Source organism: Corynebacterium sp. J010B-136, assembly GCF_002967075.1.
Lineage (GTDB): Bacteria > Actinomycetota > Actinomycetes > Mycobacteriales > Mycobacteriaceae > Corynebacterium.
In genome coordinates this window covers 27,297-50,939 of record NZ_PUGE01000006.1, presented here as the reverse complement: position 1 = coordinate 50,939, position 23,643 = coordinate 27,297, and the positions used below count along the sequence as shown (strand labels likewise).

Annotated in this window: 18 protein-coding genes and 1 pseudogene; 2 read left to right on the top strand and 17 right to left on the bottom strand. The window is 53.8% G+C overall.

Features of this window, described 5'->3' with window-relative positions; all coding sequences use genetic code 11:
- Positions 1-2: 2 nt before the first annotated feature.
- The 7 genes from C5Y44_RS10200 to C5Y44_RS10170 all read right to left on the bottom strand — a co-directional run bounded on the left by C5Y44_RS10200 (position 3) and on the right by C5Y44_RS10170 (position 9,628).
- Positions 3-929 (bottom strand): D-isomer specific 2-hydroxyacid dehydrogenase family protein, encoded by a 927-nt coding sequence (locus C5Y44_RS10200; RefSeq protein ID WP_105324845.1) that lies wholly within the window; start codon positions 927-929, stop codon positions 3-5.
- A gap of 2 nt (positions 930-931) precedes the next feature.
- Positions 932-1,867, bottom strand: coding sequence for a D-isomer specific 2-hydroxyacid dehydrogenase family protein (locus C5Y44_RS10195; protein ID WP_105324844.1), 936 nt, complete (start codon positions 1,865-1,867; stop codon positions 932-934).
- A 40-nt stretch (positions 1,868-1,907) separates the two neighbouring features.
- Entirely contained in the window at positions 1,908-3,065 is a 1,158-nt protein-coding gene (gene proB, locus C5Y44_RS10190; RefSeq protein WP_233189950.1) for a glutamate 5-kinase, read from the bottom strand.
- A 10-nt stretch (positions 3,066-3,075) separates the two neighbouring features.
- Complete coding sequence (gene obgE, locus C5Y44_RS10185) at positions 3,076-4,605, bottom strand: GTPase ObgE (RefSeq protein WP_075723364.1); 1,530 nt, start codon at positions 4,603-4,605, stop codon at positions 3,076-3,078.
- Between the two features lie 129 nt (positions 4,606-4,734).
- Positions 4,735-5,013, bottom strand: a complete 279-nt coding sequence (rpmA, locus tag C5Y44_RS10180) for a 50S ribosomal protein L27 (RefSeq protein WP_066795789.1) — start codon at positions 5,011-5,013, stop codon at positions 4,735-4,737.
- 36 nt (positions 5,014-5,049) lie between these two features.
- Positions 5,050-5,355 (bottom strand): 50S ribosomal protein L21, encoded by a 306-nt coding sequence (rplU, locus tag C5Y44_RS10175; protein ID WP_003847302.1) that lies wholly within the window; start codon positions 5,353-5,355, stop codon positions 5,050-5,052.
- A 337-nt stretch (positions 5,356-5,692) separates the two neighbouring features.
- Positions 5,693-9,628 carry a translation initiation factor IF-2 N-terminal domain-containing protein gene (locus C5Y44_RS10170; protein ID WP_105324843.1) on the bottom strand — a complete coding sequence of 1,312 codons (3,936 nt, stop codon included), beginning with the start codon at positions 9,626-9,628 and terminating at the stop codon, positions 5,693-5,695.
- Positions 9,629-9,928: 300 nt separating this feature from the next.
- Between C5Y44_RS10170 and C5Y44_RS10165 the strand changes: the two genes are divergently transcribed.
- A complete protein-coding gene (locus C5Y44_RS10165) occupies positions 9,929-10,768 on the top strand; it encodes a hypothetical protein (protein ID WP_105324842.1) in 840 nt (279 codons plus the stop codon).
- Between the two features lie 150 nt (positions 10,769-10,918).
- On the opposite strand, the gene ndk is transcribed toward C5Y44_RS10165, so the two are convergent.
- Genes ndk through C5Y44_RS10135 form a run of 6 tightly spaced genes read right to left on the bottom strand, consistent with a single transcriptional unit; the run spans position 10,919 to position 17,528 of the window.
- Positions 10,919-11,329, bottom strand: coding sequence for a nucleoside-diphosphate kinase (ndk, locus tag C5Y44_RS10160; RefSeq protein ID WP_066795798.1), 411 nt, complete (start codon positions 11,327-11,329; stop codon positions 10,919-10,921).
- A gap of 52 nt (positions 11,330-11,381) precedes the next feature.
- A complete protein-coding gene (locus C5Y44_RS10155) occupies positions 11,382-11,705 on the bottom strand; it encodes a hypothetical protein (protein ID WP_105324841.1) in 324 nt (107 codons plus the stop codon).
- Positions 11,706-11,707: 2 nt separating this feature from the next.
- Entirely contained in the window at positions 11,708-12,151 is a 444-nt protein-coding gene (locus C5Y44_RS10150) for a DUF4233 domain-containing protein (protein ID WP_105324840.1), read from the bottom strand.
- A complete protein-coding gene (locus C5Y44_RS10145; RefSeq protein ID WP_105324930.1) occupies positions 12,148-13,716 on the bottom strand; it encodes a folylpolyglutamate synthase/dihydrofolate synthase family protein in 1,569 nt (522 codons plus the stop codon). The genes C5Y44_RS10150 and C5Y44_RS10145 overlap by 4 nt, the downstream gene beginning before the upstream one ends.
- Positions 13,717-13,772: 56 nt before the next feature.
- A complete protein-coding gene (locus C5Y44_RS10140) occupies positions 13,773-16,496 on the bottom strand; it encodes a valine--tRNA ligase (RefSeq protein ID WP_105324839.1) in 2,724 nt (907 codons plus the stop codon).
- A 30-nt stretch (positions 16,497-16,526) separates the two neighbouring features.
- Positions 16,527-17,528, bottom strand: a complete 1,002-nt coding sequence (locus C5Y44_RS10135; protein WP_105324838.1) for a malate dehydrogenase — start codon at positions 17,526-17,528, stop codon at positions 16,527-16,529.
- Between the two features lie 413 nt (positions 17,529-17,941).
- Here C5Y44_RS10135 and C5Y44_RS10130 point away from each other — a divergent pair, with 413 nt between their 5' ends.
- Positions 17,942-18,679, top strand: coding sequence for a TetR/AcrR family transcriptional regulator (locus tag C5Y44_RS10130; RefSeq protein ID WP_105324837.1), 738 nt, complete (start codon positions 17,942-17,944; stop codon positions 18,677-18,679).
- An 84-nt stretch (positions 18,680-18,763) separates the two neighbouring features.
- On the opposite strand, the gene clpX is transcribed toward C5Y44_RS10130, so the two are convergent.
- The 4 genes and pseudogenes from clpX to C5Y44_RS10110 all read right to left on the bottom strand — a co-directional run bounded on the left by clpX (position 18,764) and on the right by C5Y44_RS10110 (position 23,568).
- On the bottom strand, positions 18,764-20,065 hold the full coding sequence (gene clpX / locus C5Y44_RS10125) for an ATP-dependent Clp protease ATP-binding subunit ClpX (protein WP_066795816.1): 1,302 nt from the start codon (positions 20,063-20,065) through the stop codon (positions 18,764-18,766).
- Positions 20,066-20,396: 331 nt separating this feature from the next.
- A pseudogene (locus C5Y44_RS10120) lies at positions 20,397-21,847 on the bottom strand (peptide MFS transporter); the annotation flags it as partial.
- A gap of 476 nt (positions 21,848-22,323) precedes the next feature.
- A complete protein-coding gene (locus C5Y44_RS10115) occupies positions 22,324-22,947 on the bottom strand; it encodes an ATP-dependent Clp protease proteolytic subunit (protein ID WP_066795819.1) in 624 nt (207 codons plus the stop codon).
- A gap of 21 nt (positions 22,948-22,968) precedes the next feature.
- Positions 22,969-23,568, bottom strand: coding sequence for an ATP-dependent Clp protease proteolytic subunit (locus tag C5Y44_RS10110; RefSeq protein WP_066795822.1), 600 nt, complete (start codon positions 23,566-23,568; stop codon positions 22,969-22,971).
- Positions 23,569-23,643: the final 75 nt, after the last annotated feature.

The window sequence follows — 23,643 nt, the reverse complement described above, 5'->3', positions numbered from 1 at the left end:
CACTAATAGCCCAGGGTTGGGTCTACCTCGGTGGGAAGTGGCTCGCCGGCTTCAAAAGCCTTCACTACTTCAACGGTGTGGGCACCGATGCGCTTGCGCACGGAGTATGGCGGGTTCGCCAGGTGCGGGGTGATTACGCAGTTAATTTCATCCCACAGTGGGTGCCCGTCTGGCAATGGTTCAGGGTCAGTGACATCCAGACCAGCACCAGCGATGACGCCGTTTTTGAGAGCTTCAGTAAGAGCGTCAGTATCAACCAATGGGCCGCGGCCGACGTTAACCACAACAGCATGCTTTGGCATCTTTTCCAGTGCTTCAGCATTGACCATGTGGTGAGTCTCAGGAGTAAGTGGTGCCAGCATCACGAAGTAGTCCGCAGCAGGCCACACCTCATCGAGCTGGTCGAAGGTGAAGACTTCATCGGCGCCCTCGACAGGCTTTCCAGAGCGGTTTACCGCAATAATCTTCGGGCCAAAGCCCTGCAGCATCGAAATCAGCTTCTTGCCAATTCCACCAGCACCGATAATTGCCACGGTCTTGTCTTCAAAAAGGAAGGTTGTATTCGCTTCGGCCTCATCACGTACAGACCAGGTTTTCGCCAGTGCCATGCGCTTGTGTGAGTGCAGCTGCGCCAACAGCAGCCCAATGGTGGACTCAGCAACCGTGGAGTCATAAACACCTGCCGCATTGGACCAGCGCACACCGTACTTCTTGTGCGTATCCGCAATCAGGTCCAAGATGCCATCCACACCAGCAAAAGGAACCTGAATAAACTTCACGGACTCCGGAAGCTCTTCTGGGAAATCGGGGGTCTTGCCCGAGAAGAACACAAAATCAGGATTCTCAGAAAGCTCAACCTGAGTATGTCCTGCGGCATCTAGCGCTTCGGCGGATTCTTCCCAGACGGTAGGAACCATTGCGTACTTCATTATTAATAACCTGCTTTCGGGTCAATACGAGTAGGAAGGGGTTTGCCCTCTTCCCATGCTGCAGCATTTGCGTTGAAGATTTCACCCAAATGGAAATCTGCTACCTGCCAGCTTGCCCCCATATGTGGAGTCATGGTGCAATTTTTCATTCCCCACAACGGATGATCATCTGGCAAAGGCTCTGGATCTACTACTTCTAAGCCAGCCCCGGCAATCTCCCCGGTGCGCAGTGCCTCCACCAAGTCATCGGTATTGACCAGCTTTCCGCGGCCGACATTAATGAGGATGGCGGACTTCTTCATCGCCTTAAATTTAGCGGCATCTACCAGCCCATTCGTCTCCTCAGTCAACGGCATAATCAACACGATGAAATCGGCTTCGGACCACACCGATGTGGCATCGCTAAGCGCAAGCGAAACGTCCGCTCCTGGTACTTCTCTGCCTGAGCGATTAACCGCCGTGATGTGCACGCCGAAAGGCGCAAGCATTGAAATTAATTCCTGCCCAATGCCTCCCGCCCCAAAGATGGCGACGCGTTTGGGCGCATGCCCATTCGGCGAATACAACCACGCCTGGGACTCATCAATCTCGCGCGCACCATCCCACGTGGCTTCCAACGCAAAGCGCTTATGGTGATGCGCCTGAGATAACAACAAGCCCAGCGCGGACTCCGCGACGGGCTTGGCAAAAGCACCCGCGGCATTGCACCACGGGACACTGTTATCGGTTAAGACACCGCCCTCAATCATCTGATTAACGCCGGTGAAACAATGCTGCACGAATTCAATATTCGCCGGCATTTCCGGAACTTCCTCCGCCTTGGACGAGGTGTTGATATACACCTGCGCCTGGTCGATGGAGTCCACTTCTTGGTGGCCAGCAGCATCAATATCAGCCTTCATCTGCGGCCACGACCTAGGCCCGAAAAAATATTTCATGCACCTAGGTTACGTCACTGACATGCTATTTTCCGGCGAGTCAGACGCGAGATGCGAAATTTGAAAGATAGTCCGCGTGCACCACTGGGCGACGCAGACGGTCCGGCAGCTCAGTGCTTGGCTTGCCCGCCATCTGCCGCAAATCAGTTGAATCCACGCTGACTTCACCGCGGCCAATAATCTGACCATCGGGGCCGACAATCTCCACAATCTCGCCGGCGGTAAATTCGCCGTCGACATCAGTAATGCCGACAGACAACAAGGAGTGGCGGTCTTCGGTGACAGCTTTCACCGCGCCTTCATCAATGCGAATCACGCCGCCGGTATCAGCCGAGTACAGCGCCCAGAACTTCCAGGCACTGAGCTTGCGCTCCGGACGGGTGTGGAACACGGTTCCCACGCGGGTCTCCCCCAGCGCGTCATGAATGCGTTCCGCGGAAGTAAGCAGCACTGGAATACCAGCGCGGGTTGCTAGACGCGCTGCTTGGACCTTAGACGCCATGCCGCCGGTGCCAACCTTGCCGCCGTCCCCGGCTGCAACCTCTTTCAGGTCTTCGCCAGTACGCACCTCAGAGATGAACTTGGCATCTTCTTCAGCGGGGTTTTTATCGTACAAACCATCCACGTCGGACAGCAGGTACAGTGCGTCAGATTCCGTCAGCTGCGCAACCAGAGCAGACAAACGGTCATTATCGCCAAAGCGCATCTCGGAGGTTGCTACCGTGTCATTTTCATTGACAATCGGCACCACACCCCAGTGCAAGAGCTTATCGATGGTTCGCTTGGCATTTCGCGTTCTATCACGCTGGCCGGCGTCAGACGCGGTTAATAGCACCTGGCCGACGGTGCGGCCATGACGGGCAAAAGAACGGGACCATTCATTAGCTAAGTGAATCTGGCCAACAGAAGCCGTGGCCTGCTTATCGGCAAGGCCCATCGGGCGTTGATTTAACCCCAGTGGGCGCATGCCGGCGGCTACGGTACCGGAAGAGACGATGATGACGTCAGTGGTTTCCATGCGTTTGACTACAGCATCCACGATGCGGTCAATCTTGTCGCTCGCGACCGAAAAATCTTCTTCGGTCAGCGAGGAAGAACCAATCTTTACAACGATTCGGTTCGCGGCATTGATCTGCGCTCGCAAGGTAGCTTCTGGCAACAGGTCTGACAGGGACTCGGAAGTTGTCGAAGAACTCATGCAAGTGATCTTAACCCTGCCAGCGGTCCTTATTCGCAGATTCACGGGTAATTTCGTTATCTTGACCGAAATCGTACTCATCAATAAGGCCACGACGTGCTTGGGAGGCGCGCTTTCGCTCTGCAGCAGACGGACGTGATGTTCCCAACAATCGCGCATCTTGGCCACGCCCGGCCAAAGTTGGGTCGCCTCCGGTCATTGGTTCCCACTCGAAAGTGATAAATCCAATGGTGACTGGACAGCCCTCGACAGCGCCTTGTTTGCGCAGCGCATCTTCCACGCCGGCTTTAGCCAGACGGTCAGAAAGGTAGCCCACTGCTTCATCGTTTTCGAAATCAGTCTGGGTAATCCAGCGCTCGATCTTCTCGCCTTCGACGATGAAGCCGCCTTCAACCTCTGGGTCTGGCTTAACCGTGAAGTCAGCGAAACGTCCAGTGGACTTCTTCGTAACAGACTTCGGGCGGATGATGGTGTGCTCTTTATCAACCTTGACGCGCGGCTGCGACTTACGGTGCTTGGTCACCATCTCCAGCAGCTTGTACTTCAAAGGTTCTAGACCCTTGCGCGCTACTGCAGAGATGATAAAGACTGGCCATCCAAAGTGCTCTTCCAAGTCTTCTTTAACAAACTCAGCAAGCTCTTCTGCCTCTGGAACGTCGGCCTTGTTCAAGATGATGATCCGCTGACGGTCTCGCAGGTCTCCCAGTCCGGTATCAGCATCGAGTGCGGATTGGTAGTTCGCCAATTCCGTTTCGAGCGCCTCAATATCGGACTGCGGGTCACGGCCTGGCTCAATGGAAGCAGTATCCACTACGTGCGCAAGTACAGCGGTGCGCTCAATGTGGCGCAAGAAATCTAGCCCTAGGCCTTTGCCGTCGGCAGCACCAGGAATCAAACCTGGCACATCCGCGATGGTGAAGGAGGAATCACCCATGTCCACCACGCCAAGGTTTGGCTGCAGGGTGGTAAATGGGTAGTCACCAATTTTTGGCTTGGCAGCAGACAGCACAGAAATCAACGAAGACTTACCCGCCGATGGGAAACCAACCAGTCCTACATCAGCCATCGACTTGAGCTCTAGAACCAAGTCATGCTGCTGACCTGGTTCACCTTGGAGCGCAAAGCCTGGTGCCTTACGCTGTGCGGAAGCCAAAGCTGCGTTGCCCAGACCGCCATAGCCACCTTCGGCGGCGATGAAGCGAGTTCCTGGAATAGTTAAGTCAGCGAGCATCTCTCCCTTGGCATTGTGCACCACAGTGCCTGCGGGAACATGCATGATCAAATCTTGACCACGCGCGCCATTGCGGTGGTCACCTGCGCCATTAGCGCCGCGCTCAGCTTTAATGTGGGGACGGTAGTGAAAGTCCATCAGGGTGTGGATTTGTGGGGAGACTTCCAAAATGATGTCTCCGCCGTGTCCGCCATTACCGCCGTCGGGTCCACCGAGCGGCTTGAACTTTTCACGGTGTACGGAGACACAGCCGTGCCCGCCGTCGCCGGCTTGCAGGTGCAGTACAACGCGGTCAATAAATCGTGCCAACTCGGATAACTCCTCGAGAAAAATTTGGTTATGGCTTGCCAGTTTACCTAAGAGCAAGCATCAAAAGAAAAGAGCCTGACCCCACCAGGGAGCCAGACTCTTTAGTCGCGCTTTTTAAAGCGCTTGCACTTATGCAGTTGCTTCTGCAACCTGCTCAGTGGCTGGAACGATGTTCACGGTGCGACGGTTGCGCTTGATAGCGAACTCAACTGCACCTGCTTCGAGAGCGAACAAAGTGTCGTCGCCGCCGCGTCCAACGTTCTCACCTGGGTGGAACTTGGTGCCGCGCTGGCGAACGATGATCTCGCCGGCCTTAACCTGCTGACCACCGAAACGCTTGACGCCGAGGCGCTTTGCCTCAGAATCGCGACCATTGGAAGTGCTGGATGCACCCTTCTTCGATGCCATGTGGTTTCCCTCCTTCTAAAGGTATTCGGTGGCTATTTACTTAATGCCGGTAATCTTGACTACGGTAAGCGGCTGGCGGTGGCCCATGCGCTTCTTGTAGCCAGTCTTGTTCTTGTACTTCATGATGTCAATCTTTGGGCCACGTGCGTGCTCAACGATTTCCGCAGCAACTTCAACCTTGGACAGGTCATCAGCCTTGGACTTAACATCTGCGCCATCTACGAGCAGAACCGGGGTAAGAGCTACGGACGAACCCGGCTCACCCTCGATCTTCTCGATCTTGACGAGGTCACCTTCGGCAACCTTGTACTGCTTTCCGCCGGTCTTGACGATCGCGTACATAGAGGGTTACCCCTTATCTAAACTCGGCTCAAGGACTTGCCTCGACTTTTGTCGAAGCCACATCCTTGAATGGACAATTACTTCAAACAGTGCTTAGGCGGCGCACTATCCCTACGGGACAGCAGATTCTTCGCCTAAACAGCAACTGTCAAAGAGTACCCCGAGAGAGGCCTAAAATACAAACCGTGTGATCGACACGGCTTTAAAATCCACTCTGACCGTTGCGCAGCCAATACTCACAATGAGTATGTCTTGCCTAGGTGATAAGAGTACAGCCTGCTTCTACAGATCCGAAAATCGTCGCAGACTGCACTTCTTTCACTTGCCTACTACACCTCTAGTTGCTGGTGCGGCGGGCAACCCGACGGCGTGTACGACCGCCGGATTTTTGTCCACGAGTCTCTTCTGCCTTCGGTGCTTTGCGCGTTTGCGCCTTTGGTTCCTGCGTCACGCTCTGCTGCGACGCGCTCGGCTGAATATTCTTTCCTTCACTACCTGCGCGAACGGCTACGCGACGTACTGCACGCTTACGTCCGCGACGCACGGTGGTTACTTCCATGCCGTCATCGGTACGCTTGCGCTGGATTTGGGGCTCAGTGCTTTGCGATGCTCCGTCTTGCACTCGCGCAGAGGCCTTCGCGGCCGACGCATCTTTTGCGACATTGCGAGACTGCGAAGCCCGACGCACTGCGCGGCGACGTCCGCGAGCTATGGCTTCTACCTGCGCACGCTTTTTCTCACCTCGCGATGGCTCACGCTGCTGCGAGGACTGCTGCTCAGCAGCCTCCGACGCGCCTACCGCAGTTGGCTGAGATGCGGAAGCTGGCTTGCGGTTGCTAGCGCGCACGCGACGTCGTTTGGAGTCCTTCTTAATCTCCATTCCACTCGCAGGTTGCTCCTCATCCTGTGCACTATCGTGCGACTTCGGTGCTGCTTGGGGCGCCTGGAAGTCTTCGGGACGCGGTGGGTAATCGCTGCGTGAGTTGCCACGTGTCTTGCGCTTACGGCGAGGTGATTCCTCAAATTCCTTCAAGGCCTCAGCATAGGTCTTCTGCCCAGCCTCTTCGGCGACGTAGAAAGAAAACTCTCCGACATCATCTAGCGCTTCTGCCCTCTCTGATGCTGCATAAGCAATCGACTCAATATCGGTTACTGAGCCACCACGGTTATCTGACTTTTGCTCCTTGTCCTTGGACGCCGAGGAATCAACAACGATGCCGGCAATCAGTTCATCCAAGTTGGAGTCATCGCCACGACTAGCCGCACCCTTGGTTGTTCCACGCGATGCCGGGCCGCGTTGCGATGCGCCACGCCGACTTGCTCCACGACGGCTTTGCTTACGGCTCGTGTGGCCACCGCGCTGACCGTGGTCTGCGCGCTCTTGCTTGGAGTCATCGGATGCGTCCTCTGACTGATCCTGCTCGCCTGCTAACTCGTACTTATCACGATGCTTCTTGTGCCCTCGGCGTGATTCGCCATGGTGATCATGGCGTGGATCGTGAGCTTCAATAGGTCCTTCTTCGACCGGATCCTCATGCAAGATCAGTCCGCGTCCCTGGCAGGCCTCACATTCGGTGGAGAATGTTTCCAAAAGACCCGAGCCCAAACGCTTACGCGTCATTTGTACAAGACCTAAGGAGGTAACTTCAGAAACCTGGTGACGGGTACGGTCGCGCCCCAGCGCTTCTTTGAGACGGCGTAGAACCAGTTCTTGGTTTTCTGGCAGAACCATGTCGATGAAGTCAACCACGATCATCCCGCCCAAATCCCGCAGGCGCATCTGACGAACAACTTCCTCGGCAGCTTCGAGGTTATTCTTGGTCACGGTCTCTTCAAGGTTGCCGCCAGTACCGGTGAACTTGCCGGTATTGACATCGACAACGGTCATGGCTTCTGTGCGGTCGATGACCAAGGTGCCACCTGACGGCAGCCATACCTTGCGGGAAAGCGCCTTCTGCAGCTGCTCGTCAATGCGGTAGGTCTCAAAGGCATCAATACCGGCATTGTCTGCGCGGTCGTAGCGTGAAACGCGATCCGCTAATTCCGGCGCCAGCCTATTGACGTAGGAACTCACCACGTCATAAGGACGTGCGCCGTCGACAATGAGGCGATCGAAATCCTCATTAAACAAGTCCCGGACGACTTTAACGAGCATCTGTGGTTCTTCATACAAAGCCACCGGCTCGCTTCCCTTGGAAGCCTTTTCCTTCTCCGCGGCTTCCTGGATTTCATTCCAGGTGTCATGCAAGCGGTTGACATCGGCAGCAATTGCTTCTTCTGCCACGTTTTCTGCTGCCGTGCGAATAATCGCACCACCTTGTTCCGGAACAACCTTGTCCAAAATCTCACGTAGGCGTTTGCGCTCAGGCGCTGGAAGCTTGCGCGAAATACCAGCATTGCGTCCCCCCGGAACATAAACCAAAAAGCGGCCAGGCAATGAAATCTGCGTGGTTAGACGCGGACCTTTATGGCCCACGGGATCTTTGGCTACCTGTACTAAGACCTGGTCACCGGATTTCATGGCTTGTTCAATCTTGCGCGCACGACCACCTAGGCCAGCCTGGCGCCAATTGACCTCTCCGGCATACAGGACGCCATTGCGACCAGTTCCAATATCGATGAACGCAGCTTCCATCGAAGGCAGCACATTTTGTACGCGGCCCAAGTAAATATTGCCGATGATCGACGTATTGGTCTCATCGGTGACAAAGTGCTCGACGAGCATGCCGTCTTCTAAGACCCCAACCTGGGTAATATTGCCATGTCCGTCGTGGCGTTCGCGCTCGCGAACAACCATCGTGCGCTCTACGGCTTCCCGGCGCGCTAGGAACTCCGCCTGCGTGACAACATGGCGGTTCTCGCGGTCTTTGGAGCGCATTTCTGCACGACGACGGCGCTGGGATTCAATACGGGTTGAGCCTTTAATGCCGCGTGGTTCATCGATGATTTCGACATCGTTGCTCTTCTCCGCCTCTGGCTCAACAACAACTTCCTTGCCGCGCCCGCGGGATGTGCCACGACTTCCACGACGACGGCGCGTTGAGGTTGCCTCCGAGGATTCCTCATCGTGGCCATCTGCATCATCAGCGAAGTCTTCTACGTCCTGAGACGCCGCTGCACGGGTGGTTGTCTCACTAGTCTTGACTGGCTGCGGCGGCATAAAGATTGGCGCATAGGCCGCTAAGACATCATCTTCCTTGGCAACAGCATCCGTATCCTGCACAGCTGTTGCGGATTTCTCTACGGCAGATTCTTCTACCGGCACATCAGCAACGACGTCATCGGTGTTGTCAGCGTCATCGTTACCGTGGGTTTCCGATAATGCCTCTAAGGCAACAGCAGCCAGTTCCGATTCCACCTTGCCTTCAATTTGGTGGATCTCATTTTCTACATTCTTCTGCACACGGTAGCGCAGCTTATCGCTGTCTCCGCTTCCCTCTTCAGCAGAATCGGCAGTGCCCTCGGCTTCTGATGGCTCCGCATCCTGTGAAGGCGGCTGCACTGCGTCAGAAGCCGCTGGTTCAGGAGCAGCAGCACGCTTGACCACTCGACGGGTGCGGCTGCGCTTGCGCGTTGTTGTTGTTGCTGGCTCTTCAGCCTGCTCAACAGCTTCTGCTTGCTCTACTGCAGCTTCTGCCGCAGCGCCTACCTCTGCAGCATCCTGGGCATCAACTGCTGGAGTATCGGACTTCTTCGACTGAGTGCGAGTGCTAGAACGCACGGCGCGCTTACGAGTCTTTTTAACGGGAGTTTCTTCCGGCTCTTGTGCCTGCGGTGCTGGTTCTTCGGCCACTACCGCTTCAGGTGCAGCCGCTTCAGGTGCAGCCGCTTCAGGCGCTACCGCCTCTGCCGCTGATGCTTCCGTAGCCAGGTCTTCAGCTACTGGCTCCTCAGGCGCAGCAGTGCTCTTCTTCGTAGCCTTTTTCGTAGCTTTTGATGCGGTCTTCTTGGTGGCCTTGGTGGCCTTCTTTGTGGCTTTCGCCGACTTCTTAGCAGCCTTCTTCGGGGCAGGCTCCGTCGACGGTGCCTCAGGTTGGGCGCTCTGCAAAGAGTCTAGAAGCTGGGTGACTTCCGCGGTTGACAGCGCTGACTGTGCCTTCTTGGAAATTCCGATGGTTCCGAGCTGTTCCAGCAACACCTTGGAAGAAATTCCCAATTGCTTTGCCAGCGTGTACACGCGAGTCTTCTCTGCGAGCTGTTGCCTATCAATTTGCCCTGCCAATGCAGCGGCACCTGTTAGTTGTTCATTCAATTTTTCGTCTGCTGTAGCCATCGGCCACGCTCCTGTCGTAGGTCGTTGAAAGCCTTTCCCTCGGGCGCAGGCGTGGGTCTTCGCGAGCATCTGCCACCAAGCACGTATTGCTTAGGTTCAAGCCACTGCTATTTTCTTAGGCACTGGCATGTGCTGGGTCAACGCTGCCGCCACACAAGGAGAAAAGCTTTGTCATAAAAGTGAAAATCTTCAAAGCCTTATGAAATTATGGCTCCCATTGTTCCACATCTAATGAACTTGCGAGTTTGCCATGCATAAAAGTCCGTGCTTATTTAGTATGGCACCGCTAAGCTTTGTTTCATGAATGAAGTCTCTGGACGGGAATTTAGTGCTGAAGTATCCCACCGACCGGCGGGAGAACTTGCTCCAAATGCCCCGGTAAATAGCCATATTCAGCATTACCGCTCCCAAAATGAGATGAGCCTTCGCAATATTTTGTGGACTGGGCTGCCCATCGGACTAGCCATTGGTGCTGTTGAATCTGGCACTTTAGCTTTTGGTCTTTTAGCAATCCCGCTGCTGGCAGTGTCTATTATTTATGGCGTTAAGATTTTCCGCGAACGGCCGAAACTAGTCCAGTCCAACATCACCGAATTCAAAAGTGGCGATTACACAGCCATGCAAATGTGGGCTCCTTTCCTGCCCGCTTTAGGCTGGTTGGTCGCTATTCCGATCGACGCACTGGGACTATCAAGCCTTCCGACGCCACCTTTGCTTGCAGCCTTATTTAGTGGCGCACTCTTAGGTGTCGGAGGGTCTTTTGGCATGTGGGCAATGTTCCAACGATCTTTTCGCGTGGGCAAACGTCGGATTAAGGCCATCACCGAAAAGCAAAGCCTCGAGGGCGTTACCCAACCACGCATGGACGCAGTAGAAGCCAATGGCGATATTTTAGGTGCGCTCATTGCCGCGGGCGCAGTCGATGGCAATAATATTTCCATCAAAGTGCTGGGAAAACTGCTCGACTGCGATATGGACAATGCCGAAGATGCCGAGTACCTAGTATCCCGTATCAAAGATCTCCAGTCTGATGGCATCATCAAAATTTCCGGGCAGGCTCTGTATCAAAAGCAACAAAGTTGGGAAGTCACCGTCACCCCAGATGGAATCCGCAACCTGGCGCAAATTGGGCATCGCTAGAAGGCTTCGCTGAACCAAGGCTTCGCGCAGCCGAATAAAGCCGAGTTAGGCATCCAGTAAACAATGAAACGTCCCAGCAAACACCGAGTGTTGCTGGGACGTTTGGTTTCTCAAGAGTCAGCCGGAGAGTTCGGCCTCTTTAAGAATTTCTTACTTGTTTGGGAACCAGATTGCGATCTCGCGCTCAGCGGACTCAGGTGAGTCGGAGCCGTGAACAACGTTTTCACCAACGGTCAAGGCGAAGTCACCACGGATGGTGCCTGGGGTTGCCTTGGATACTGGGTCGGTGCCGCCAGCCAGCTGACGCCATGCATCGATAGCGCGCTCGCCTTCGACGATGCCTGCAACCAGTGGTGCGGAGGTGATGAACTCTACGAGCTCACCGAAGAATGGCTTATCGGAGTGCTCTTCGTAGTGCTTTTCAGCGGTCTCACGGTCTGCGGTGCGCAGATCCAATTCGACGAGCTTGAGGCCCTTGCGCTCGATGCGTGCGATGATCTCACCGACGTGGCCGTTAGCAACGCCGTCTGGCTTAATAAGAATGAGTGTACGTTCAGTCATGGTAGATATCGTAGACGAGCCAGTAATCCACTGCAGTGTTGGGGGATGTGAATTAGCGGAAGTTTTTAATAAAGGCTTCCGCGTCGTCATAGGAGACGTACTTAAACCACAGCTGGATTTGTTTAACTGCGGTGCCAAATTGGCCATCGGCAAGCAAAGCTTGAATCTTTTCTGCCTGCTCATCCGATAAATCGGCTCGTGTGAGCTCACGGTCTTTGCCCGGTTGCGGGGTCTGATTAGTCCGCAGCGCTAATATCAAAAAGACCGCAGCCGCAGCCAGACATACCAACGCGATAAGCGTCGGTAAATCCGCGAGATTAGCGAGCAACGCCGCAAGACAAAAAACTGCGGCGAGACCCGAATATGCATAACGCATGGCTACTTCTTAGCCTCTAAGTGCTGGGTTGTCAGGTAACCGCGCTTCATGCGCTCGACGATAATTGAGCGCAGGTACAAACCAAAGCCCCATACGGCGATGTACAAAATCATGATTGCGGTAATCGACCAGTGCACCAAAATACCGCCGATGGCTCCGGCAAATTGCACTACCATGATGGTCGAAATCGCCCAGGGCTTGCGCGCAAAACCTAACATGACCAGGTGAATAAGACCTAAGACAGTAATGAATAACCAGTTGAAGGTCGTCCAATAAGAACCGCCATCAATCTTTAACACCACAAGTAGGCCCAGGAAGATTGAAATAGCTTCCAGCAGCAAGGTGGCTGAGACCATGCCATTGAACCCTTTAAGTGGGTCCTTGGTGGGCTCATGCCCCATGCCCAAAGGACTTATATCTTGTGGGGTGTTGTGATTGTTGGTCATGCCGGTTCCTTTCCAAACATCGCACGAGCTTCGCCAGCGGTGACTACCGATCCGGTAATGACGATACCCGAGCCTGATTGGATCTCAGCATCCTCAGCTAATTCCACCGCCTGCGCGTACGCACCTGGAAGGTCATCGGAGACATAGACGCGTTCTTCGCCGAAGATATCGCGTGCGGATTCTGCCAATTCATAGGCATCAAGGGCACGCGGCGAAGTGTTTTGGGTAATCACAATCTCCGACAGGAATGGCTCAAGCGCCTGCAGGATTCCCAGTGCATCCTTGTCACCGAGCACGCCAACCACGCCGATGAGACGCGCGAAATCAAAGTCACGGTCTAATGCCTTGCCCAGTGCGGTGGCGCCGTGTGGGTTATGCGCAGCATCGATAAAGGTTGTCGGCGAGGTGCGCACGCGCTCCAGCCTGCCTGGGCTGATGACCTTGCTAAAGCTATTGCGCACATTGGCAATATCGAGCGGGCGGCCAGAAGATGCACCGAAGAATGCTTCTACCGCGGCCAGTGCCACGGCAGCATTTTTTGCTTGGTGTTCACCGTGCAGCGGGATGAAGATATCTTCATACATTCCGCCGAGGCCTTGGATGTTGACTTGCTGCCCGCCGACGGCAATGCGTGATTCCACTGCCGCAAATTCGCTTCCGGCACGCGCAACACCTGCATCAACCTCAACGGTGCGCTGCAGCAGCACATCCATCGCTTCTTTTTCTTGCTCAGCGATGATCGCGATATTTTCTTTCGGCTCCGCGAAGTCTTCCGAATCTGGGCGCGCTTTAATGATGCCGGCCTTTTCGCCCGCGATTTCCACCAGGGTCTCGCCTAAGTAATCGGTGTGGTCTAACCCGATGGGCATGACCACGGCCACATCAGCGTTGACCACATTGGTGGCATCCCACGTACCTCCCATGCCGACTTCGATGACCGCAACATCAACCGGGGCATCGGCAAAGGCGGCGTAGGAAATACCGATGAGCACTTCAAACTTGCTCATCGCTGGGCCGCCTTCGGCTTCCGATGCCTTGTCAACCATCTCTACATAAGGCTTGATTTCTTCCCAAATACGCACGTAATCGCGCGGGTGAATGGGCTTGCCATCGATACCGATGCGTTCGGTTACGCGCTGCAGATGCGGCGAGGTCACCAAACCTACGCGGCGGTGAAATCCGCGCAGCAGCGCATCAATCATGCGCGAAGTCGAGGACTTACCGTTGGTTCCAGCAACTTGAATGACATCAAAAGAGCGCTCTGGATTGCCCAAAAGGTCCATGAGCATTTCGATGCGTTCAAGTGATGGTTCTAGTTTGGTCTCTGGCCACCGCAGGTTTAGTTCCGCTTCGACGGCTGCTAGCGCAGCAAGTTCCTCAGCACTGACTTCTTCAGGTGCGATTTCCGAATATTCTTCCTCATCACCGAAATTCAGGTTAAGTTTCAAACCCGATTCGGTGATTTCGACAGGACTATCCTCAGTACCTTCGGCAAGAGCATCCACGATTTCATATTCTTCACCAGTCGATTCAGCACCCGATTGCTCGATCAAATCATCGAGCATATCCTTCGCCGCTTGCTGGCGCTTGTCGATGCTTTCACCTTCACCTGGGATAGTCACTACTTCAAGGCCTCCAAACGAGTATTAATGCGTTCTACTTCTTCCTGCGCAATGGTTTGGCGCTCACGAATCTTAGCCACAACATGGTCTGGAGCCTTAGACAAGAAAGCTTCATTGCCTAACTTCGCACCGGTTTGTTGTAATTCCTTCTCAGCCTTGGCGAGGTCCTTTTCCAAACGCTTGCGTTCTGCTTCCACATCGATGGCATCGGAGGTATCCAAAGATACTTCAACGGTGCCTTGCGACAAACGCACTTCGATGCTTGCCGATGCAGTGAAGTCTGCTTCCGGTTCGGTGATATTAGCGAGGTTGCGCACCAAGTCTTCCTGGTTGCCCAAGTCGACTGCGGCAAAGTCCAAACGGCCAGGCACCTTCTGCGAAGGCTTAACGCCCTGGTCCGCGCGGAAACGACGCAACTCAGTAATGAGCTTTTCGGAATCCTCAATGCGACGCAGTGCGACTTCATCGGCAGTGGCCCCGCCATTGGTATCGGCTGCTGTTGGCCATGGTGCGATCATGATGGATTCTGCTTGCTTGCCATCGGTCAGTGCCTGCCACAAAACTTCGGTGACAAAAGGCATGGTTGGGTGCAGCAGGCGAAGTACTACATCCAAAACGCGTCCCAACACGATCTGGGTGTTGCGGCCGGTTACAGATTCCCCATCGCGTGGAATCTGTGTCTTGGCAATCTCCAAGTACCAGTCACACAGCTCATCCCACGCAAAGTGGTAAAGCAGCTCATTGGCACGAGCGAATTGGTAATCATCCAAGTAGGCATCAACGCGCACGCGCACATCTTCGGCGCGGTCCAAGATCCAGCGGTCGGCATCAGTCAGCTCATCGCGGTTCGGCAAGGTGTCAATGCCTGCGCCATTCATCAACGCAAACTTGGTGGCGTTAAAGAGCTTGGTCGCAAAATTACGTGCCGAAGCTGCGGCGTCGCTGCCCAGCGGCAAGTCCGTGCCCGGGTTAGCACCGCGCGCAAGCGTAAAGCGCAACGCATCAGCACCGTAATCACGCACCCAGTCCATTGGGTCAATGCCATTGCCCAAAGACTTCGACATCTTCCGGCCGTGCTCATCACGAACCAAGCCGTGCAGGTACAGGTCCTTAAATGGAATCTGTGGGCGGCCCTCTTTACCCTCACCCAAAAGCTCTGGGGTTTGGGTTGCCGCAAAGGTGCCGAACATCATCATGCGCGCTACCCAGAAGAAGATGATGTCGTAGCCGGTGACCAGCACGTTGGTTGGGTAGAACTTTTCTAGATCTGGGGTCTTTTCTGGCCAACCCAGGGTAGAAAATGGCCAGAGCGCCGAGGAGAACCAGGTATCAAGAACATCTGGGTCCTGCTCATAGCCTTCCGGTGCGGTTTCATCTGGGCCAAGACAGACGATGTCCCGGTTGCCCTCTGCATCCTTTGGTCCGTACCAAATTGGAATGCGGTGACCCCACCACAGCTGACGGGAAATGGTCCAGTCATGCATATTGTCTACCCACTCGAAGAAGCGTGCTTCCTGAGCCTCTGGATAAATAGTGGTATCACCTGCACGAACAGCATCAGCTGACATCTTCGCAATTTTTTCCACTGCAACAAACCACTGCAGCGACAAGCGAGGTTCAATGGCTTCCCCGGAGCGTTCCGAGTGGCCAACCGAGTGCACATAAGGGCGCACTTCTTTAACAATTCGTCCCTGCTCAGCCAATGCTTCGCGGACCTTGACGCGCGCTTCTTCGCGCGACATGCCATCGAATTGGGTTCCGGTATTAGCGATATGACCGGTGGTGTCCATGATCGTTGGCATGTCCAAGTTGTGGCGGTTGCCCATGGCGTAGTCATTAGGGTCATGCGCTGGGGTGATCTTGACGGCACCAGTACCAAATTCAGGATCGACGTAGTCATCAGCGATGACTTTCAGCTTGAGATCATCACGGAATGGGTGATCAAACTCGTGGCCGATGAGATGAACGTAGCGCTCATCTTCTGGGTGCACGGCAATAGCAACGTCACCCAACATGGTCTCAACACGCGTGGTGGCAACCACCATATGTGGCTCATCGTCATTGAGCGAGCCGTAGCGTAAGGAAACTAATTCGCCTTCGACGTCCTTGTAGATGACCTCAATATCGGAAACCGCGGTTTCTAGAACCGGCGACCAGTTCACCAAGCGGTTAGCTTGGTAGATCATCCCAGCATCATAAAGCTGCTTGAAGATAGTCTGAACGGCGCGCGACAATCCATCGTCAAGTGTGAAGCGCTCACGTGACCAGTCAACCGAGTCACCAATCGCCTTCATCTGGGAAGTGATGGTCTTGCCGTATTCATCCTTCCATTCCCAGACCTTGTCGATGAATTCTTCACGCTCATAATCCCAGCGCGACTTGCCTTCAGTCTCCTTCAGGCGCGCTTCAACCTTGGTCTGGGTCGCAATACCCGCATGGTCATAGCCTGGCAGCCACAACGCGGAATAGCCCTGCATGCGCTTACGGCGGATAATCGAGTCCATAAGAGTATGGTCCAGCGCATGGCCCATGTGCAGCTGACCTGTCACATTAGGCGGTGGCAACACAATAGAAAAGGGCTCCTTATCAGGATCTTCATCCGGCTTGAAGTAGCCTTTTTCTACCCAGCCTTCATACATGGCTGGCTCTACTGCCTGCGGCTCCCAGGATTTAGGAAGTGCATCTGCGCGATTGGTACCGATAGTCTTATTTTCCTCAGTCACGCCGATAATTCTACACTGCAGGACAAATTGTTACTTCAGCAGGTCAGCGACCATCTCCCGCTCTGCTTTCAACTCATCGACTGATGCCTGGATGCGTGCTTCCTGTGCCGGGGTGAGCTCTAAATCAGGCACAATCTCCCACTGTCCTGCGACCGCACGAGTTGGGAATCCCACAAATAGCCCTTCTTCGATGTCATAAGAGCCATCGGAATAAACCCCGGCTGTGCGCCACTGCTGGGCCTCTTCGACGCCATGCACCCAGTCGCGCATGTGGTCAATGGACGCCGCGGCTGCCGATGCCGCCGACGAGCTTCCGCGCACTTCAATGATTTCAGCGCCACGTTTGGCCACTGTGGGGATGAGATAATCTTCTACCCACTGTGCATCGACCAGCTCCGTGACCTTCTTGTCCCCGGCCATGGCATAGCTGATATCAGGAAATTGCGATGCTGAGTGATTGCCCCACACCGCAATCTGAGCAAAGTCAGTCACAGGCAGCTGCAATTTGCTCGAGAGCTGCGATACCGTGCGGTTATGGTCAAGGCGCATAAGCGCCGTAAATTGCCGTGGGTCAATATCGGGAGCATTCGACGATGCAATTAGCGCGTTAGTATTAGCCGGATTACCCACGACAACTACGCGCACATCACGGCGTGCAACCTCATTTAAAGCTGCCCCTTGCTCCGAGAAAATCGCCGCATTCGCGGTTAATAGGTCAGCACGTTCCATACCTTTAGTGCGCGGCTGTGCACCCACAAGAAAAGCAGCCGACACATCATCGAAAGCTTCTCGCGGATCAGTGGTGACCTGGACATTGGCCAGCAAAGGAAAAGCAGAGTCCAACAACTCCATTTCCACCCCGCGTGCAGCTTGCTGTGCCTTCTCAATTTCTAAGAGCTGCAGCTGAACCGGTTGTTGCGGGCCGAAGACTTCACCTGAGGCAATACGCCACAGCAAAGAGTAGGAAATATTTCCAGCAGCGCCGGTGACTGCGATCTTGATTGGGTCTAGTGATTGAGTATGACTGGACAAAAGAAAACACCTTCCTCCAGGCTGTGACTTCACCAGCGAATCCAACCCCGAGGTCGCTTCACATTGACTTCCAAGGTCTACCCGACTGCGATGTGCACTGCCAATGAAATATTTGAGCCCAGCCTAGCGCAATCTGCCGCGGTCTGCCCTACCCCCAAAAGCAGCATACAAAGTCGCCGACATCTACACCATCACCCCCATTTCTCCTAGGTTTTTACCCCCTCAAAACGCAAATGCTGCGGAAAGACAACACCAAAGGAGCATTTGCGGCACGATAGAGGTAAATCCGTAAGATTGAAAGTTCCAAATTTTAAGGCGATGACGCCCCACTTGTGCCTGACATTAGGCACGCCTTCATCTGTTATGCGGGATTGTGGGAATGTCAGAACAAGGCGCAGGGAGAATTGCACACGATGACCACCAATGACCACGTTGAAGCTTCGGCCAATGTGACAGTCGAGGAAGTCATTGCCGTTGCCATCACCCAATTTTCTACCGATGGCTTCGACGGCACCAAGTTAGAAGACATCTCCCGCGCCTCCGGCATGTCCAAGCGCATGATTCACTACCACTTCGGTGACAAGCGCGGGCTGTACTTGCAAAGCCTTAATTCTGCCATGGACAGCTTGCAGCCGCCGAGCGATCAATTAGTCATTGACTCAGCGGTTCCTGTTGAGGGCATGCGCAAATTAGTCGATTGTTTATTTGAAATTTTTATGAACAATCAAGATGCTGTGCGCATGGTGGTCGAAGAAAATACCCACCCAGTACTCGAAGCTGCGGAACGTCCAGGGGTTACTGATGTTTCCGGGGTCATGCTGCACATTAACCGGTTGCTCATGCTCGGTCAGGACTCCGGCGCATTTCGCCCCGGCATTTCTGCCACAGATCTCTACCTACTCATGACTTCGATGACCTTGTTGCCTGTGGCGACACACAACATCACGCAGAGTCTTTTCAATGTTGACCTGTACGCCAAAGAAAACGTTGCTGGACTCCACCGCCTAGTCGTTGACATGGTTCTAGCTTTCTTGACTTCTAATATCCCCGATAGCGGTCATCAAAGCTATTTGGAAGAAGATATCTCCGAGTCGAAGTCTGATTCCTCAGCCAGCATTTATGAAGATGGCAGCGACGATATTTTCTCCTAAACCGCCACTGCCACTGCCATAGCCGCGGCTACAGTGAATAGTAAAGGCCCAGTTCAACAATGAACTGGGCCTTCAACTTTTTATCTAGGAAGCTTTTTCCTCTGAGTCGGTGTACTCATATTCCGGTTCTGCTTCCCCACGTACGGCCTCTGCCGTAATGCGGACTGTGTCGATGTCATCGCGGTCCGGCAAGTCATACATAACTGGGACGAGAAGCTCTTCCAAGATGGCGCGCAAACCACGTGCACCGGTCTTGCGTTCAAGGGCAAGGTCGGCGATCTCGTTCAAAGCCTCTGGAGTGATATCCAGATGTGCACCGTCCATCTCGAAAAGGCGCTGGTACTGCTTGACCAAGGAGTTCTTTGGCTCCGTGAGCACTTTAACCAAGGAGTCCTGGTCAAGATTTTCCACGGTGGCTACCACAGGAAGACGGCCAATAAATTCGGGAATGAGCCCGAATTTCACCAAGTCTTCAGGGCGTACCTTTTCAAACATATCGACGCGTTCGCGCTCTTCCTGGGTGTCGAGCTTGGAGCCGAAGCCCACGCCCTTCTTACCCACGCGCTCAGCGATGACCTTTTCCAGTCCCGCAAAAGCACCGGCGACGATGAATAAGATATTTGAGGTATCGAGCTGAATGAATTCCTGGTTAGGATGCTTACGTCCGCCCTGAGGCGGGATCGAAGCAACCGTGCCTTCGAGGATTTTCAGCAGGGCCTGCTGAACACCCTCACCAGAAACATCACGCGTTATGGACGGGTTATCTGACTTGCGCGAGATTTTATCTACCTCATCGACGTAGATAATTCCGCGGCTTGCGCGGTCAACATCGAAGTCAGCTGCTTGCAACAGCTTGAGCAAGATATTTTCTACGTCCTCGCCAACATAACCAGCCTCAGTCAAGGAAGTCGCGTCAGCAATCGCAAAAGGAACATCCAGCATGCGCGCGAGTGTTTGCGCAAGGTAAGTCTTACCCGAACCGGTTGGACCCAGCATCAAGATATTGGACTTGGAAATCTCCACGTCCTCATCCTTGTTGGTCTTACGGCTGCTGGAAGCAGCTGCGGCTTGCGCCTCTTCTGCCTTGATGCGCTTGTAGTGGTTATATACCGCTACAGATAGCACGCGCTTGGCCGGATCTTGACCGATGACGTACTTGTCTAGGAAAGCAGAGATTTCCGAAGGGCGTGGAAGCTTCTTTTCTTCGCTTTCTGCGGCGGCAGCTTGTGCTGCACCAAGTTCTTCTTCAATGATTTCATTGCAGAGCTCAATGCACTCATCACAAATGTACACACCGCCACCGGCGATCAGCTTCTTAACTTGCTTCTGGCTCTTGCCACAGAAGGAACACTTAAGCAGGTCAGCGCTTTCTTGCATACGTGCCATGAAGATCTTTCTACTTGAAGAATTTTAAAGCTTGAAGTCTACTGATGGCCGCAATTATTCTCCACAACCATCGCATGCGCGGCGCCGACTTCTCCCGCCGCACGGTATTTACTCCACCTTAGTAAATGGAGTCCTATCCACACCAACGCGACATCCATCCTAGTCATTCCATCCGACGCCGATCACCAGCTCGCATCCAATATGCGAATGCTTTATCGACAACCCGATAAATATGACCGCAGCGCCCGGTCTTTTGCCACTATGGCAGATCGAGCGCTGCGATATTAAATAGCCAGGCGGTTTCGCGAAAAGCGATGCCTAGACCCGGGGTTTAGCGGAAGGTAGCAAACTGCTTGACTACCCATTTGCTAATGAACAGCAGGATGATACCCAAGATGACGGAGACTACGCCAAGGGAGATAAAGAAGCTATTTTCTGCGCCAGCATCGGGTGGGTCATAGTATGCGGCCAAGGAACCGGCCAAGGAGGTACCGATAGATACTGTCATCATCCAAACCGCCATCATGCGGGATGGGAAGGCTTCTGGCGCAACCTTGGTGGCAAGTGCGTTACCTACTGGGGAAAGCATGAGTTCACCCATGGTGAAGAGGAACAAAATCCAAACAATTGCGATCATCGGGGTGGAGTTTGCTGCACGGCCAGAAAATGGCAGGAAGAAGAAGAGCGATACACCGATGATGACATTGGCAACGCCGAACTTAACAGGAGTAGATCACTGGCGCTTACCAAGTTTGCTCCACAGGGCTGCGAATACACCAGAGAAGATGATGATAAAGATTGGGTTTATTGACTGCACCAGTGATGGTGGAATCTCCCAGCCAAAGATCTCACGGTCAAGACGAACATCTGAGTAGATGGTCAGAACCGTAAATTGCTGCTGGAAGATGGCGAAGAACAGCACGCCAGAAATAAACAGCGGGATAAAGCCAATCAGGCGCTTGCGCTCAAGTGGTGTGGTGAGATTGGAGCGATACATCTGTACCCACAGCACAACAGCTGCAATCAAGGCAATAATGGTGACAATATTTGCCAGCCAGTCCATCTTGACCACGCCCGTTGCCAACAACATGGTGGCGATGACAACGATCGCAATAATCGCGATGGTTGAAGTAACCAGCTGGTTCTTGGTTGCTGGGTTCGGCACATCGTGTCCGGCATCTTTAATGGTGTGCTTACGCATCAGCATGTACTGGATAAGGCCGACGGCCATACCCACTGCTGCGATACCAAATCCCCAGTGGAAACCTTTCCAGCCCCACATAGCGGTGGTAATCAGCGGGCCAAGCAGTCCACCGATATTAATGCCCATGTAGAAGATGGAGAAGCCACCATCACGGCGCGGGTCATCTTTGGTGTACAGGGAACCAAGAACGACCTGCACGGTGGTCTTTACGCCACCAGAGCCGATGGCGATAAGCACCAGACCGATGCCCAGGCCGGTAACTCCTGGGATTACAGCCAGCGCAATGTGGCCGAGCATGACCATAACGGCTGAGTAAAACCGCGTACGTTCGGAGCCAAAGAGCTTATCGGCGACAATCGATGCCAGTAGGCAGGCCATGTAGACCAAGCCGCCATAGGCGCCCACAACCGATGCAGCAGTAGCCTGCGGAATACCCAAGCCACCGTCAGTAACGGAGTAGTACATGTAGAGCAGAACAATGGCCTGCATACCGTAGAAGCTAAAACGCTCCCACATTTCAACGCCGAAGAGGTAGCTAGACCCCAAGGTTGGCCGAAGAACTGTCTTTCCTCCGGCTCTTGTGCGCGACTGCGATCACTCGCGCCAGCTTGTGTTTAAGTAGAAGACATGTAGTTGATTGGAACACAACACAATACCTCGAACAAAATCACTTATGACGTCTTTGCCCAGCTCATAGCAGTTTGTTCCACAGAATATTAAAGGGAAAACATCTTGATTCGAGCAAGGAAACAATCGACTTAAGCTGTTCTTATGAAGATGAAAATTCACTACTTTGAGCTTGTGACTGCAGCCAATGCAATACCGGCGATGCCCATTGCTTCCACTTCCCAAGGCCCAATCAGCCCGCGCCAGTCGCGAGATTGTAAATCATTAAGCATCCAACAAAGTGCTCAATTTAGTGAACTAAAGAACAATCAGGTTCTCTAGTCTAATTTCTCACCAGTTGAGATTCCGAGGCCTTGGAAAGCACAAAAATAGCGGGAATGACGCCATGCCATCCCCGCTATTTCTTAACTACACGCGCTGTTAGAAATTAATCATTGAGCTTACGGTAATCAAAGACCTGGTCGATAATGCCGTACTCTACAGCTTCTTCTGCAGTCAGAATCTTGTCGCGGTCGGTATCAATGCGTACCTGCTCCGCGGTGCGGCCAGTATGCTCAGCCAAGGTCTTTTCCATCAGACGACGCATGCGCTCGATTTCAGCAGCCTGGATCTCCAGGTCAGAAACCTGGCCCTGGGTGCCCTGGGTTGCTGGCTGGTGAATCAGGACGCGGGAGTTAGGAAGCGCTGCACGCTTTCCTGGTGCGCCTGCAGCAAGCAGAACAGCAGCTGCCGATGCAGCCTGGCCCAAGCAGACAGTCTGAACGTCAGGACGGACATAACGCATGGTGTCGTAGATAGCCATCAACGCGGTAAAAGAGCCACCTGGCGAGTTGATGTACATGGTGATGTCGCGGTCTGGGTCCATACCCTCGAGAACGAGCAGCTGCGCCATGATGTCATTGGCGGAGGTGTCATCGACCTGAGTACCCAGGAAGATAATGCGCTCTTCGAAAAGCTTGGAATATGGGTTGGTTTCCTTCGTACCCTGCGCGGACTGCTCAATAAACGATGGCAGTACGTAGCGGGATGAAGGCATCTGGAAGTTAGACATAATGAGTTTCTCCTTTATCCCTTAGTTGCTAATTGGTCCGGAAGCAGAATCGATGACGTGGTCCACGATGCCGTATTCCTTCGCCTGCTGTGCAGTAAACCAGCGGTCGCGGTCGGAGTCCTTGGTAATCTGCTCAAAGGTCTGACCAGTGTGCTCTGCGATAAGCTCAGCCATCTCGCGCTTGGTAGCTGCGAACTGTTCAGCCTGAATAGCGATATCCGATGCGGTACCGCCTACACCAGCGGAAGGCTGGTGCATCATGATGCGTGCGTGCGGCAATGCGAAACGCTTGCCCTTGGTGCCGCCAGAAAGCAGGAACTGGCCCATCGACGCAGCAAGACCCATGCCATAAGTGCGAATATCGCATGGTGAGTACTTCATGGTGTCGTAGATTGCCATGCCTGCGGTAACCGAGCCACCTGGAGAGTTAATGTAGAGCGAAATATCGCGAGTCGGATCCTCTGCGGAAAGCAGAAGAATCTGCGCGCACAGCTTGTTCGCAATCTCGTCATCAACTTGGGTGCCCAAGAAGATGATGCGCTCACTAAGCAAGCGCTCATAAACGCTGTCTCCCAGGTTCATACCTGCGCTCGGGGAGGTCATCTGAGGCTTGTCAGACATGGTTAATACTCCTTGTCAGTTCTAAAATTCATTCTTGGCTTTGAAGATTGCTTCTTCAATGTCAATGGCACCTAC